The organism is Cellulomonas chitinilytica, from assembly GCF_016862675.1.
GTDB classification, from domain to species: Bacteria; Actinomycetota; Actinomycetes; order Actinomycetales; family Cellulomonadaceae; genus Cellulomonas; species Cellulomonas chitinilytica.
In genome coordinates, this window is the sequence record NZ_BONK01000012.1 from 138,051 (window position 1) to 152,755 (window position 14,705).

The 14,705-nt window shown below is 74.0% G+C and carries 12 protein-coding genes; 8 read left to right on the forward strand and 4 right to left on the reverse strand.

All coding sequences use genetic code 11. The annotated features are described in order from the left end of the window. Positions 1-17 precede the first annotated feature (17 nt). Together Cch01nite_RS16980 and Cch01nite_RS16985 are read right to left on the reverse strand one after the other, a co-directional pair. Positions 18-1,406 (reverse strand): sugar transferase, encoded by a 1,389-nt coding sequence (locus Cch01nite_RS16980; RefSeq protein WP_203757622.1) that lies wholly within the window; start codon positions 1,404-1,406, stop codon positions 18-20. 209 nt (positions 1,407-1,615) lie between these two features. Continuing rightward, on the reverse strand, positions 1,616-2,221 hold the full coding sequence (locus tag Cch01nite_RS16985) for an arsenate reductase/protein-tyrosine-phosphatase family protein (protein WP_239070832.1): 606 nt from the start codon (positions 2,219-2,221) through the stop codon (positions 1,616-1,618). A gap of 243 nt (positions 2,222-2,464) precedes the next feature. On the opposite strand from Cch01nite_RS16985, the gene Cch01nite_RS16990 reads away from it, so the two are divergent. Further along, positions 2,465-3,931 carry an NCS2 family permease gene (locus Cch01nite_RS16990; protein ID WP_203757626.1) on the forward strand — a complete coding sequence of 489 codons (1,467 nt, stop codon included), beginning with the start codon at positions 2,465-2,467 and terminating at the stop codon, positions 3,929-3,931. Here the strand turns inward: Cch01nite_RS16990 and Cch01nite_RS16995 are convergent. Then, entirely contained in the window at positions 3,921-4,427 is a 507-nt protein-coding gene (locus Cch01nite_RS16995; protein ID WP_203757712.1) for a VanZ family protein, read from the reverse strand. The genes Cch01nite_RS16990 and Cch01nite_RS16995 overlap by 11 nt on opposite strands. Positions 4,428-4,496: 69 nt before the next feature. Between Cch01nite_RS16995 and Cch01nite_RS17000 the strand changes: the two genes are divergently transcribed. The 4 genes from Cch01nite_RS17000 to Cch01nite_RS17015 all read left to right on the forward strand — a co-directional run bounded on the left by Cch01nite_RS17000 (position 4,497) and on the right by Cch01nite_RS17015 (position 9,165). Further along, on the forward strand, positions 4,497-5,822 hold the full coding sequence (locus Cch01nite_RS17000; RefSeq protein WP_203757628.1) for a UDP-glucose dehydrogenase family protein: 1,326 nt from the start codon (positions 4,497-4,499) through the stop codon (positions 5,820-5,822). Beyond that, complete coding sequence (locus Cch01nite_RS17005) at positions 5,819-6,463, forward strand: CAP domain-containing protein (RefSeq protein WP_203757630.1); 645 nt, start codon at positions 5,819-5,821, stop codon at positions 6,461-6,463. The genes Cch01nite_RS17000 and Cch01nite_RS17005 overlap by 4 nt, the downstream gene beginning before the upstream one ends. A 61-nt stretch (positions 6,464-6,524) precedes the next feature. After that, entirely contained in the window at positions 6,525-8,408 is a 1,884-nt protein-coding gene (locus tag Cch01nite_RS17010; protein ID WP_203757632.1) for a DUF4012 domain-containing protein, read from the forward strand. Between the two features lie 208 nt (positions 8,409-8,616). Beyond that, positions 8,617-9,165, forward strand: a complete 549-nt coding sequence (locus Cch01nite_RS17015; protein WP_203757634.1) for a hypothetical protein — start codon at positions 8,617-8,619, stop codon at positions 9,163-9,165. A 67-nt stretch (positions 9,166-9,232) separates the two neighbouring features. Here the strand turns inward: Cch01nite_RS17015 and Cch01nite_RS17020 are convergent, their stop codons facing one another. Then, entirely contained in the window at positions 9,233-10,726 is a 1,494-nt protein-coding gene (locus Cch01nite_RS17020; protein WP_203757636.1) for a tyrosine-protein kinase domain-containing protein, read from the reverse strand. A 301-nt stretch (positions 10,727-11,027) separates the two neighbouring features. Between Cch01nite_RS17020 and Cch01nite_RS17025 the strand changes: the two genes are divergently transcribed. From Cch01nite_RS17025 to Cch01nite_RS17035, 3 genes are read left to right on the forward strand one after another with little or no spacing between them, the layout of a single operon-like run. Further along, positions 11,028-12,167 (forward strand): glycosyltransferase, encoded by a 1,140-nt coding sequence (locus tag Cch01nite_RS17025; RefSeq protein WP_203757638.1) that lies wholly within the window; start codon positions 11,028-11,030, stop codon positions 12,165-12,167. Continuing rightward, complete coding sequence (locus tag Cch01nite_RS17030; RefSeq protein ID WP_203757640.1) at positions 12,164-13,561, forward strand: O-antigen ligase family protein; 1,398 nt, start codon at positions 12,164-12,166, stop codon at positions 13,559-13,561. The genes Cch01nite_RS17025 and Cch01nite_RS17030 overlap by 4 nt, the downstream gene beginning before the upstream one ends. Beyond that, complete coding sequence (locus Cch01nite_RS17035) at positions 13,558-14,703, forward strand: glycosyltransferase (RefSeq protein ID WP_203757642.1); 1,146 nt, start codon at positions 13,558-13,560, stop codon at positions 14,701-14,703. The genes Cch01nite_RS17030 and Cch01nite_RS17035 overlap by 4 nt, the downstream gene beginning before the upstream one ends. The last annotated feature ends 2 nt before the right edge of the window (positions 14,704-14,705 follow it).

Below are 14,705 nucleotides of genomic sequence, written 5' to 3' on the forward strand. Positions count from 1 at the left end.
GCCGGGCGTCCCGGGGCTCAGTACGCGCCCTGGCCGGCGACGACGGCGCGGGCGGTGCGCATCAGGATCACGAGGTCGCCGAACAGGGTCCAGTTCTCGACGTAGTAGACGTCCTTGCGGATGGACTCGTCCGGGCTGAGCTCGGAGCGCCCGGAGACCTGCCACAGGCCGGTGAGGCCCGGCTTGACGAGCAGGCGCCGGTGGGCGGCGCGGTCGTAGAGCGCGACCTCGCTCGCGACCTGCGGCCGGGGCCCGACGAGGCTCATGTCGCCGCGCAGCACGTTGAGCAGCTGGGGCAGCTCGTCGAGCGAGTAGCGGCGCAGGAACCGGCCGGTGCGCGTGACGCGCGGGTCGTCGCGCCGCTTGTAGAACAGCCCGGAGCGGCCCTCGGCCATGACCTCGTCGACGTGCGCGTCCGCGTCCGCGACCATCGTGCGGAACTTGAGCATGCGGAACGTGGTGCCCGACCGGCCGATGCGGGCCTGCTGGTAGAAGACCGGGCCGCGGCTCGTCGTCACGACGGCGACGGCGATGACGAGCAGCACCGGGGTGAGCAGCACGGTGAGGACGAGCGCGCCGCACCAGTCGGCGACGGACTTCACGACGTACCGGGGACCCGCGAAGCGGGGTGGGTCGACCTGCATGAGCGGCAGCCCGGCGACCGGTGTCACGTGGATCCGGGGGCCGGCGATGTCGGTCAGGGCGCCCGCGACGAGCAGGTCCGTGTCGGTCTGCTCGAGGTCCCACCCGAGCTGGCGGACGACGGCCGCGGTGAGCTCGTCGGACCCGGTCACCGCGACGGCCTGGGCACCGACGTCGGACGCGGCGTGCGCGGCGCTCGCGAGGTTGCCGACGACGGGGACGCCGAGCACCTGCTCGCCGCGTCCTGGCACGCCCCCGGGCACGCACACGCCGACCACCCCGAGGCTGCGTGACGTGTCGGCCGCCACCTCCCGGATGAGGCCCTCGGCGTGCTCGCGCTGGCCGACGACGAGCACGGGAGTGCGGCACTCGCCCCGGTTGCGGCGGGCGCGCAGCCACCGCCGGGACACGACCCGTTCGAGCAGGAGCAGCGCGAGACCGAGCGGGAACGCGATCGCGAGGAACGCCCGGCCGACGTCGAGCTTGGCGAGGTAGAGGACGATCGCGACGACCGCGAACAGCCGCCACGTCGCGGTGAACACGGCGGTGTACTCGCCCGAGCCGAGCGTCAGGACGCGCCGGTCCCACACGTGCGCGGACGCGAGGGCGACGAACCAGACCACGACGAGGATCACGGACACGGCGAGGTAGGTCGGCGAGAAGGAGCCCGCGACCGCGCGGTCGTCGGCACCGAACCTCACGAGGTAGGCGGCGACGACGGCGACGGTGATCGCGAGCGCATCACCGACGCGCAGGACCCTCACGTACCCCGGCAGCCACGGACGACGGTCGTCCGCGCCACGCGAAGGCCCTCTGCTGGACGTTCTCTGGACGCTCTGGATCTCGACCACGGGCCCCCCGAACCGTTGTCATCCCGGGACCGTCCGCCGGCCCCTCGGGGGCGGGGACGAGTCGGTCAGAGCAACGACGATCCCCGATGCCGTCCGGTCGCGCAAGAGGACCGTGACTGCAGTCAGCGCCGGACCGCAGCGACCACCGTCTCGACGGCGGGCACCAGCAGCGTGAAGGTCTTGCGGTAGGCGGACTCGCCGCGGCCGTAGGGGTCGGGCACGTCGTCGTCGGCCGGCAGGGCCGGGACGAGGCCGCGCCGGGCGGCCGCGAGGGGGATGAGAGCACTGAGCCGGTCGGCGGTCGTGGCACCCGCGCCGGGCAGCTCGGAGGGCTCGACCAGCCCGGAGAGCCGGGCCAGCTCGCGCAGCGTGAACGTGCGGCGCACGGCCCCGGGGTGCAGCTCGACGACGGCCGACCGGTGGTCACGGGTCAGGGCGAGGACGAGGTCGGCGCGCTGCACCAACGACGACGTCAGCTGGCGGGCCTGGAACCCCTCGGCGTCGTGCCCCAGGGCGGTGACGATCTGGGCCGTCTCGGGCGTCATCGGCGCCCCGACCATCGCCGCGGTCCCCGCGCTCGACACCTCGATCGCCGGCGCGAGCGCACCGCGCTGGCGCTTGCCGCGGTAGGCGGCGCCCAGCCCGGTGGCGAGCACGCGCTCGACCGCGGGGGAGCGGCACACGTTGCCCGTGCACACCACGAGCACGCGAAGAGGATCGGGGGTCACGGGGACCATGATGCCGAGAACGTGACCGTGGTGGAGGGACGCTGTGACGCACCCCACGTCGGTGTGCGTCTGACAGACGTGGACGCTGCGCCGAACGGGTGGGTGCGCCACCCGTTCGGCCCAAGGCGCAGGTCGGGCCCTGTCTCGTCACCCGGACGGCCCCGGATAGCGCATGTGACGCCCGTGTTGCGGCACGCCGTGGAGGGGGTCTGTGAAGGTCCTGTGTCTCCTACACTTCGCCGCATGGCCTCGACCCCCACCCCCACTGCGCAGGCCGAACGCGCTGCGCCACCCAAGAACGCCATCGACCGCTACTTCAAGATCACCGAGCGCGGCTCGACGATCGGCACCGAGATCCGCGGCGGTCTGGTCACCTTCTTCACGATGAGCTACATCATCGTGCTCAACCCGATCATCCTGGGCGGCGTGAAGGACGGCACGGGGAACAACCTCGCCGACTTCGCGACGATCGCGGCGACGACCGCCCTGGTCGCGGGCGTGCTGACGATCCTCATGGGCGTCGTGGCGAACTTCCCGCTCGCGCTCGCGACGGGCCTCGGCCTCAACGCCGTCGTCGCCTTCTCGATCGCCGCCCTGCCCGACATGTCGTGGCAGGACGCGATGGGCATCGTCGTGATGGAGGGGCTCATCATCCTGGGGCTCGTCCTGACCGGGTTCCGGCAGGCCGTGTTCAACGCGGTGCCGATCGAGATCAAGACGGCCATCAGCGTCGGCATCGGCCTGTTCATCGCGTTCATCGGCCTGGTCGACGCCGGCTTCGTGCGCGTCCCGCCGGGCGGGGGGACGCCCGTGGAGATGGGCATCGACGGCTCGCTCTCGACGTGGCCCGTGCTCGTGTTCGTGCTCGGCCTGCTCGCGATGATCATCCTCATCGTCAAGAAGGTCCGCGGCGCGATCCTCATCTCGATCATCGGCACGACGATCCTCGCGATCGTCGTCGAGGCCATCGCGTCCGTCGGGTCCAAGGTCGACAACCCGAGCGGCTGGTCGCTCAACGTCCCGAAGCTCCCCGACGCGTTCTTCGCGACCCCGGACTTCAGTCTCCTCGGCCACTTCTCGCTCTTCGGCTCGATCCCGAAGATCGGCATCGTCGCCGTCGTGCTGCTCGTGTTCTCGCTGCTCCTCGCGGACTTCTTCGACACGATGGGCACGATGGTCGCCGTCGGCGGCGAGGCGGGCCTGCTCGACGAGAAGGGCAACCCCCCGGGCGTCCAGCGGATCCTCGTCGTCGACTCGATCGCGGCCGCTGCCGGTGGCGCCGCGGGCGTCTCGTCGAACACCAGCTACATCGAGTCGGCGTCCGGCGTCGGCGACGGCGCCCGCACCGGGTTCGCGTCGGTCGTCACGGGCATCGCGTTCCTGCTCGCCACGTTCCTGGCCCCGCTCGTCGACGTGATCCCGTCCGAGGCTGCCGCCCCGGCGCTCGTCGTCGTCGGCTACCTCATGGTCACGCAGGTGCTCGGCATCGACTGGAAGAACCCGGAGGTCGCCATCCCGGCGTTCCTCGCGATCGTCCTCATGCCGTTCACGTACTCGATCACGGCGGGCATCGGCGCGGGCGTCATCACCTACGTGGTGATCAAGGCGTTCACCGGCAAGATCCGCCAGATCCACGTGCTCATGTGGGTCATCACGGCGCTGTTCGTCCTGTACTTCGTGCGCGGCCCGATCCAGACCCTCATCGGCTGACGTCGGCGGCACCTCGACGGGCCGGCTCCTCCTGCGGGGGGCGCCGGCCCGTCGTGCGTCCGGCCCCCGTGCGTCGGGCGTCCGCGCGCCGGGCCGGGACGCGCCGGGCCGCGAGCCGCAGCGCCAGCACGCCGGTCGCGGCCCCGAGCGTGTTCAGCACGACGTCCTGCACGGTCGGCACCCGGGTCGGCAGGAACGCCAGCTGGGCGAGCTCGATCGCGGCGGACGTCGCCAGCCCGAGCAGCACGACGACCCACCAGCGGCGCACCAGCAGGCCCACGAGGAGCCCGAACGGCACGAACATGAGCACGTTGCTCACGGCCTCGACGCCCGCGTACGTGACCGGCCACCCGCGGTCCGACAGCCACCGCACGACCGCGCGGACCACGTCGAACGCGCCGTCGGGGGCGGGCTCCGGCCAGAGCGTCACGCGTGCGACGAGCAGGAGGTAGACCGCCAGGGCGGCGGCCGTTTTTCGCCTGCTCGGCGGTCCCATGCGCACGCGGCACACCGTACGTTAGGGGCCCTGGGGCATTCGTCGGCTTTCACCACCCTTGGGGGGAACGTGCGCATCTCGGTCATCGGCTGCGGCTATCTGGGCGCCGTGCACGCGGCCTGCATGGCCAAGCTCGGCCACGACGTCGTCGGCATCGACGTGGACCCCCGCAAGGTCGAGCTGCTCGAGGCGGGGGAGGCGCCGTTCTACGAGCCGGGCCTGCCCGAGCTGCTCGCGGAGGTGCGCGCCACCGGCCGGCTGCGGTTCACCACCGACATGTCGCAGGCGTCGGCGGCGGACGTCCACTTCCTGTGCGTCGGCACCCCGCAGGTGCACGGCGAGTTCCGGGCCGACCTCACGTACGTCGAGTCGGCCTTCGCCGAGCTGAGCCCGCACCTCAAGCCGGGCGACGTCGTCGCCGGGAAGTCCACCGTCCCCGTGGGGACCGCGGAGGCGCTGGCGGCTCGGCTCGAGGGCACCGGCGCGGTGCTCGTGTGGAACCCCGAGTTCCTGCGCGAGGGGTTCGCCGTGAAGGACACGCTGCACCCCGACCGGCTCGTCTACGGCCTGCCGACGGACGACGACGGCGAGCCCACCCCCGTCGGCGTCGCGGCCCGCGAGGTGCTCGACGAGGTGTACGCGACGCCGCTCGCCGACCGGACGCCGCTCGTCGTCACGGACTACGCGACGGCCCAGCTCGTCAAGGTCGCGGCCAACTCGTTCCTCGCCACGAAGATCTCGTTCATCAACGCGATGGCCGAGCTGTGCGAGGCGACGGGCGCCGACGTGACCCGCCTCGCGGACGCGATCGGCTACGACGCGCGCATCGGCCGCCGGTTCCTCAACGCGGGGCTCGGGTTCGGCGGCGGGTGCCTGCCGAAGGACATCCGCGCGTTCATGGCCCGCGCGGGCGAGCTGGGCGTGAGCGACGCGCTGTCGTTCCTGCGGGAGGTCGACTCGATCAACATGCGCCGCCGGGTCCGCATGGTCGACCTCGCCCGGGAGGTGTGCCACGGCTCGATCGTCGGCCGCCGCGTCGCCGTGCTCGGTGCGAGCTTCAAGCCGGACAGCGACGACGTGCGCGACTCGCCGGCGCTGTCGATCGCCGCGCAGATGCAGCTCCAGGGCGCGCACGTCACCGTGACCGACCCGCAGGGCATCGTCAACGCACGCGCCAAGTGGCCGGACCTGCGGTTCGCCGAGACCGCCCTCGAGGCCGCCGAGGACGCCGACGTCGTGCTGCTCGCCACCGAGTGGGCCGAGTACCGGGCGCTCGAGCCCGACAAGCTCGGCGAGGTCGTCGCGCACCGCCGCATCCTCGACGGCCGCAACGTCCTCGACCCGCGGGCGTGGCGGGCCGCCGGCTGGACGTACCGGGCGCTCGGACGGCCGTGACCCGAGGCTCGGGCGCGGGGGGCGCCGAGGGCTCAGCGCGCGTCGGGTGGGTGCTCGTGGTCGTCGGGATGCTCCTCGCCGGCGTCGCCGTGGCCCTGGTGGTCCGCGACCGGGACGCGCCCGGCACCGACGCGTCGACGACCATCCAGATGCCGCCGGCGACCCGCGACGCGACACCCACGGCGGCACCGCCGCCGGCCACCCCCGCACCGACCGCGGCGGAGCCTGCCGGGCCTGTCGTCGCGGACCCCGACGCGCCGTGGTCCGCCGACGTCGACCCCGGCGCGTACGCCGAGGGGCTGTTCGTCGGCACGAACGACGCCCGGGCCGCGCAGGGGCTCGCCGCGCTCGCCTGGTCCGACTGCGCGGCGACCCAGGCCGTCGCCCGCGCCCAGGCGCTCGTCGGCCACGACCTGGAGCACGCCCCGCTCGACCCGGTGTTCGCCGCGTGCCCGTCGAGCGAGGTCGCCGAGAACCTCAGCCGCGGCGCGGGGACCGCGCGGCGTGTCGTCGACCTATGGCTCGGCTCGCCGGGCCACCGCGCCAACCTGCTCGCGACGGACCTCGACGAGCTCGGTGTCGGGTGCGCCCGTGACGACGACGTCCTGGTGTGCTCCCAGGTGTTCCTCGGGCACGCCTGAGCGCTGCTTGTCCCGGTTCGCGTGGTTAGCATCGCTCTACACGACGGACGGGGGGCCTGACGTGACGGATCCGCGATGGGGCGACCGGTGGTCGTCGGTGGTGCTGCCGGAGCGGCCCCCGCAGCACCCGGACTCGGAGGCGCGACGCAGCCAGGCCCGTCGCAAGGCGAACCGCAGGCGCCTGGTGCTGTGGGGCGTGGTCGGCGCCGCCGGGCTCGTGGTGCTCGTCGTCGTGTGCGCGGCGTGGGTCGGGATGAACGCGCTCACGGCCCGCGACGAGCTGCAGTCGTCGGCCGACGACGTCGTGGCGCTGCGCGCGCAGGTCCAGGCCGGCGAGACGGAGCGGTCGGAGGCCACGGTGCGCGACCTGCAGCGGCACGCGGCCGCGGCCCGGGACGCGACGACCGGTGTGCAGTGGTCCGTCGTCGGTGCGCTGCCGTGGGTCGGCCCGAACGTGCGGGCCGTGCAGACGGTCGCCGACGTGGTGGACGACCTCGCGACGCACGCGCTGCCGGCGCTCGTCGACGCGGCCGACGTCATCGACCCCACGACGCTGGCCCCCGTCGACGGTCGCATCGACCTCGAGCCGATCGCCGACGTCGCACCCCAGGTCGTCGCCGCCGACACGGCCGTGACGGCCGCGGAGGACAGGCTCGCCGCCATCGACACCAGCCGTCTCCTGGGGCTCGTCGCCGCGCCCGTGGAGGAGCTGCGCTCGCAGGTGTCGGGCGTGGCGGAGACGACCGCGACGGCCTCCCGGGCCGTCCAGCTCCTGCCGGCGATGCTCGGCGCCGACGGGCCGCGGACGTACCTGCTCCTCGTGCAGAACAACGCGGAGCCGCGCGCGACCGGGGGCATCCCGGGGTCGGTCCTGCTCCTGACGGCGGACGACGGCCGGGTCACGATCTCCGACGACCGGGCGGGCAACGGGCTCGGCGGTCTGGCCGAGCCGCCGCTCACGCTCACGGACGGCGAGACGGCCCTGTTCGGCGCCGACTTCGGCGAGACGATGCTCGACGCCACGCTCACCCCGGACTTCCCGCGCACGGGCGAGCTCGCCCGGGCGATCTGGGCGCAGAAGGTCGGCGGCTCGGTCGACGGCGTCATGTCCGTCGACCCGGGCGCGCTCGCGGCGGTGCTGGGCGCGACCGGCCCCGTGACGCTGGCCGACGGCCGCACGCTGAGCGCGGAGAACGCCGAGGACCTGCTCCTCCACAAGGTGTACCTCGAGACGGACGACTCGCAGGCGCAGGACGCGTTCTTCTCGTCGGCCGCCCGCACGGTGTTCGACGCCCTGATGGCCGGTGTGGGCGGGTCGGCGAAGCTCGTCGACGCGCTCGCGGTCGCGGCGCGCGACGGCCGGCTGAACGTCTGGTCGGCGGACGCGCGCGAGCAGCAGCTGATCACCGGGACGGTGCTCGCGGGCGAGCTCGTCGGGCACCGCGGGGAGTCGCCGGTGGTCGGCGTGTACCTCGAGGACGCGAACGCCGACAAGATGGGTTACTACCTGCAGCCGGCGATCACGCTGAAGCAGACGGGCTGCCGGCCGGACGGCAGCCAGACGATGGACGTCACGCTCACCCTGACGTCGACGGCACCCGCGGACGCCGCCGACCTCCCGGACTGGCTGACCGGCCGGGCGGCGAAGATCGCACCGCCGGGCGAGATCTGGACCAACGTGCTCGTCTACTCGCCGACCGGCGGGTCGATCGTGTCGCACACGGTGAGCACCGGGTCGCCCGGGCTGTTCTCGCAGTTCCACGACGACCTGGCGGTGGGTGCCCGCACGGTGAAGCTCGCCCCGGGGCAGTCGTTCACGCTGGAGCTCGAGATGGTGTCCGGGCCCGGCCAGCGGGGGGTGCCGGTGGTCCGGTCGACCCCGACGGTCCTCGGCCCTGCGCCGGTCGTGACGGGGACCCGCTGCGGCGGATCGTCCACATCCTGAGATTTTCCGGACATGTGTCCGTAGGACCTCGCAAGCAGTTTCTGCAGCGTGCAGTCACGCAAACGTTTCACTCAGGTAACAGACACGCCGGACGACGAACGTGCTGATCGCCTCAGGGTGTGCGAGCCGGACGGGCCTCGCTATCGTGAGAAACCTGGCACAGCGGAACGGGCTCCATCTCGTAGCACGCGCACCTGGGGGGGTTGCCATGAAGGCACGACTCGTCGCGACGGCTGTCACCGCAGCCGCACTGGCCCTGGCCCCAGCGGCCGCGGCGTCGGCGGCCTATCCGCCCATCGTGATCAGCTGCACGATCAACATCGTCATCACGCAGCAGGGCATCATCTTCACGATCGTCTGCACCGGGTTCATCCCCGGCCAGACCGCCCTGATCACCGTCACCTCGCGCAACCCGGCGACGCCGGACAGCGCCATCACGATCAGCGGCACGAAGTCCGCCGAGGTCGCCGTGAACGCCGACGGCACGGTCGACGCGAACGTTGCCCTGACCGTCCCCGGCGTCTACGACGTGACGGTCTCGTCCGGCGGCGTCTCGACGACGCAGACGGTCGTCGTGCCGGCCACCGGCACCGGCACGGCCGCCGGCGGGCTCACGTCCGCAGCGACCGGGACGGCCGCGGGTGGCCTGTCCGCCACCGGCATCGACGTGCTGCCGCTCGCGGCGGGAGCCGGTGCGGTGCTGCTCGTCGGCACCGGCGCGGTCCTCGTCGCCCGCCAGCGCAGGCGCACGGTCTAGCGGACCGCACGGTCCGACAGCTCGGGCCCCGGAGGACGCGTCCTCCGGGGCCCGAGCTACGTCCGGCTCACTCCGGGTCGGGGACCGGCTCCGGCTCGGAGACCCGCTCGCCGCGCCACCCGCGCGCCGCGCCCGCCGGGCTGTGCTCCCGGGCGTGACGCCGCGGACCGGCCGGGAACGTCGGCCGCTTCGACGTCGTCTCCTCGGACGGCGTCGCGGCGTAGTAGTCGTAGTAGGGGTAGCGGTCGCCCTGCCGGCGGGCCAGCTTGTTGAGCACGACGCCGAGCACCCGGGCGTCCACCGACTCCAGGGCGCCGAGGGCCTCGGCGAGCTGATGACGGTGCACGGTCCCCGCGCCGACCGTCACGAGCGCGCCGCCCGCGAGCTTCGCGAGCACCGCCCCGTCGGTCACCGGGAGCAGCGGCGCGGTGTCGAGGAGCACGACGTCGTACATCCCGACGAGCTCCTTCAGCACCGTCGACATCGCCTGCGACCCGAGCAGCTCGCTCGGGTTCGGCGGGATCTCGCCCGCAGGCAGCACGTCGAGGTGGCCGTTGCCCCACGGCTGCAGGACGTCCTCGAGCGCGGCCCGGCCGATCAGCACCGTGGTCAGCCCGACGGCGCCCTCGAGGCCCAGGTACCGGGCCACGCTCGGGCGGCGCAGGTCGGCGTCGACGAGCGCGACGCGGGTGCCGGCGTCCGCGAGCGTGATCGCCAGGTTGATCGCGGTCGTCGACTTGCCCTCCGCCGGGATCGCGGAGACCAGCACGATGGCGCGCGACCGCTCGCCGACGTCGAGGAACTGCAGGTTCGTCCGCAGCCGGCGGAACGCCTCCGACCGGGGGCTCTGCGGGCTGCCCTGCACGATGAGCGGGCTGAGCTCCGCGCCCGCGTCGAGCGGGATCGACCCCACCACGGACGCGGTGGTGACCCGGCGCAGGTCCTCCTCGGTGCGGATGCGGGTGTTGAGGAGCTCCTGCCCGACGGCGACCGCGACCCCGACGGCCAGGCCGAGCAGCAGGCCGATCGTGATGTTGAGGACGGGGTCCGGGGAGCTGGGCGAGGCCGGGGGCACCGCTTCCGACACCGTCGAGATGTGGATCGGGTCGTTGCCGCCGGCCGGGGTCGGTGCGAGCTCCGCCACGGCCTTGGCGAGGTGGTCGGCCACCGAGTTCGCGATCGCCGCGGCCTGCTGCGGGTCGCCGTCGCGGACCGCGATCGAGATGATCACGGTGTTCTGCGGCACCGACGTCGTGATCGAGCCCGCGAGCGCCCGGGAACCCGTCCTCAGGCCGAGCTCCTCGATCACCGGGTCCAGCACCGCCGGCATCGTCGCGAGCTGCGCGTACGACCTGACCTGGTTCGCGGAGTACGTCGACCCCTGCACCAGGTCGCCCACCGAGTCGCCCGCCTGGACGGACACGAACGTCTTCGTCGTCGCGGTGTACTCCGGGGTGGCGACGGCGGTCGCGGCGATCGCGCCGACCAGCCCGAGCACGGTGAACAGGACCACCGTCAACCATCGGTCACGCAGGATCGAGACGTACTCGCGCAGCTCCACCCGGCAGCTCCCCCCGCCATGGCCGACACCGGCCAACCCCCGCTGGTCGGCCCATGCTCTCACGCGTTCCCGGCGGCGTCCTGTGCCCGATCCGTCCGATCCGGACCGCTCCCGCACGGGAGACCGTGCCCCGCTCCGCTTGCTGTGCCGGCGGCGCGGCAGGCCGTTACCCTGACGAGAGTTCGCGCTGGCAACGGGGGAGACCCAGGGCGATCAGGGGGGCTGTCGATGATGCTCGAGACGAGGGCATGGATCCGCAGGCGGCGGCGTGGCGCGCCCGGGGTCCGCTGACGTGGGCGGCGTGCTGGTGCACGAGTGGCTCGCCCGGACCGGCGGCTCGGAGAAGGTGTTCGAGACGCTCGCCGCCGGCTTCCCGGACGCGGACCTGCTGTGCCTGTGGAACGACGCCCCCGACCGGTTCGGGACGCGCCCGGTGCGGGAGACGTGGCTCGGCCGCTCCCCGTTGCGCCGGCACAAGGCGATGGCCCTGCCGATCATGCCGTTCGTCTGGCGCGGCCGTCCCGCCGGTGGGTACGACTGGGTCCTCGCCAGCACCCACCTGTTCGCGCACCACGTCTCGTTCGCCGGGCCGGCGGCGCCGAAGTTCGCCTACGTGCACACGCCCGCGCGCTACATCTGGAACCCGGAGCTCGACGCGCGCGGGTCGGCGTGGGCCGTCCGGGCGGTGTCCGCCCCGCTGCGACCGCTCGACCGCCGGCGGGCCAAGGAGCCCGTCGCCCTCGCCGCCAACAGCGCCTTCGTGCGCGAGCGGATCGCGGCCGCGTGGGACCGCGACGCCGTCGTCATCCACCCGCCGGTCGAGGTGGAGCTGATCCAGGGCGTCCCGTCGTGGGCGGACGAGCTCGCCGCCGACGAGCGGGAGCTGCTCGACTCGCTGCCGGGCACGTTCGTCCTGGGTGCGTCGCGGTTCGTTCCTTACAAGCGGCTCGACCTCGTCATCGCCGCCGGGGAGTCGGCCGGGGTGCCGGTCGTGATCGCCGGCTCGGGCCCGCTGCGCGACGAGCTCGTGCAGCGGGCGGCGCGGGCGACGGTCCCGGTCCGGTTCGTCGACGCCCCGCGCGACGCGCTGCTGTTCGCCCTGTACGAGCGGGCGACCGTGTACGTCTTCCCGCCCGTCGAGGACTTCGGCATCATGCCGGTCGAGGCCATGGCGTGCGGGTGCCCGGTGGTCGCGAACCGCGAGGGCGGCGCGTCGGAGAGCGTGCGACCGGGCGTGTCCGGCGAGCTCGTGGACGTGGCCTCGCCGGCGTCGGTCCGGGACGGGCTCGTGCGGGCGGCCGCGCTCGACCGGCGACGGGTCCGCGAGCACGCCGTCCGGTTCCGGCGGGAACGGTTCATCGACGAGATCCGCACGTGGCTGTCCGCGCACGGCGCACCGGTCGGCGGCCCCGCCCGGCTCGACGGAGAGCAGGAGCGGTGACGCGGCCCCTGACGCGCGCCCCGGGCGCTCTCGCGGTCGGCGCCGGGCGGGTGGGCGGCGGCGGTCACCGGTTCGTCACCGATGTGCTCGGCGGGCTCGTGCTCGTCGCCGGGCTGCTGGCGATGGCGGCCGGGCAGCCGTTCCTCGCCGTGGGCCTCGTGGTCGTGCTCGTCGGGGTGCTGGCGTGCGCCACCCGGCCGTACGAGACCGCGCTGGCGCTCGCGTTCCTCACGGTCGCCTTCCCCAAGGCGGGCATCAAGGTCGGCGACTTCCCCGTCCCGGTGCTGCTCTTCGGCTCGGTCCTCGCCCTCGGGCTGCTGGCCCTGACGGCGGAGCGACGGACCCGCCGGCGCCCGACGACGGTCCTCCTGGTGTTCTGCGCGCTGATGTGGGTGCTCGTGCGGGTCGCGCGGACGTTCGGCACGACCGAGCTCGGAGACAAGCTCGCGTACGTCGCGTGGTCGACGATCCCGCTGGTGATGCTCCTGGTGGCGACGAGCATCGAGCTGCGCGACCGCAGGCTCGCCACGTGGATGGAGCGCGGCTTCCTCCTCGCCGCCGGGTTCGCGGTCGTGCAGTTCTTCTGGGGGATCGAACGGACGGCCGTCCCGGGGCTGACGATCGCGTGGGGCGACTCGTACCGCGAGAAGCACAACGTGATCTCGGGCGGCGAGACCGACTACAGCAAGATCATGAGCACGTACCAGAACGGCAACATCTTCGGGGCGACGGCCGTCGTGTTCCTGCTCGTCGCCGTCACCCGGATCGCGCGCGGACGGGCCGGCACCCACGACCGCGTGCTCGCGGCGGCCGCCGCGCTCGCCATCGTCCTGTCGGGGTCGAGGGCCGCGGTGCTCGCGGCCGTCGTCGGGCTGGCGCTCCTGGCGCTCGCGCGGGGGTCGACGCTGCGCAAGGTGCGGATCTTCGCGCTCGTCGCCGGGGCCGCCGTCGCCGGCCTGGTGCTGCAGCCCGCACTCACCGACCGGTACGCCGTCTCGGGCCTCGTGCGCAGCGGCGGCGCCGGTCGGGTGGCGACGTGGTCGGCGGCGATGGAGTCGATGTCGCCCGCGGACTGGCTCGTCGGGGCCCGGACGCCCTACGGGGCCGACGGCGCGATCGGCCTGGTGACGGCCCACGGGCTCGTCGGCATCGCCCTGCTGTTCTCGGCGGCGTGGGTGCTCGTGGTGGGGCGCCCGCAGTGGCGCGTGGTCTTCGCCGCTCTTGCTGCCCTCGCCGCCGTCGACTCGACGTACGCCTACTTCCCGACGTGGTTCATCCCGGCGCTCGCGGCCGCGCTGCCGATCGTCGCCGCGGCAGGACCGCCGGAGGGCGATGGAGCTGCGGACGAGCTGCCGGGTGCGCGGGAGGCCCACGAGACGGGTGCGCGCCGGTGACGGGCCTCGCCGTGCTGCACGTCGACCCGAGCGGCACGCCCGGCGGTGGTCAGCTCGGCCTGGCGCGGGTGCTCGCCGGCGCGTCGGGGCACGCGCACTCGGCGTTGTTCCTGGAGGGCGGACCCGTGGTTGACGACCTCGAGGCCGCGGGCGCTGCGGTGCGGCGCAGCGCGGTGGGGGCGTCGTCGGTCGGCCGGCTGGTGCTCGGGTCCCGGACGCTGCGCGGGGAGATCGAGGCCGCCCGCCCGGACGTCGTCGTCGCGAACGGGCTCCGGGCCGCCGTCGCCGTCGCGCTGGCGCGACCGCGGGGCGTGACGACGCTCTGCTACCTCCGGATGGACCTGAGCCCCGCGTCGCTCGGCGGCGTCGAGCGTCAGGTCGCCCTCCGCGCGGTGCTGCCCCGGTTCGACGGGTTCCTCGCGAACAGCCGCTGGACGGCGGGCACCGTGCCGGCGCGGCTGGGCGGCGTCCCGACGAGGGTCGCGTACCCCGTCTGCGGGCTCGACCCGCTGCTCGCGGCGGAGCGGACGACGCACGGTGGCGACGTCCGGCTGCTGTTCGTCGGCAAGCTCGCCCCCTGGAAGGGGGCGCACCTGGCCGTCGACCTGGTGCGGCGCCTGACCGGGGACGGCGCGGTGCCGCCGGTGCACCTCACGGTCGCGGGCGCCCCCGGACCGGCCGACGGCGCCTACGCGGCAGGCCTGCGGGCGGCCGCCGAGGGGTTGCCGGTGACCTTCGCCGGCCACGTGCCGCGGCCCGAGGGCCTGTTCACGTCCCACGACGTCCTCCTGCACACCACGGTCCGGCCCGAGCCGTTCGGCCAGGTCGTCGCCCAGGCCGCGGCGGCCGGGATGGCGGTCGTCACCTCGGCCGTCGGGGGTCAGGTCGAGATCACCGGGCCGGACGGTGCCGCGTACCACGAGGCGGGCCGGCCCGAGTCCCTGGCGGCGGCCGCCCGGGCGCTCTGCGTGAACCCCGAGCGTCGGGCGGCGCTCGGCCGCCGCGCCCGGGACCGGGCGTCCGCCTTCACCGACGTCCGGACGCTGCGGCAGCTCGACGACGCCGTCGAGGAGCTCGCCCGCGGAGCGTCCGCGGGCAGCACGGACGTCGACTCGGACCGGGGGTGGCGCAGTGCCGGATGACC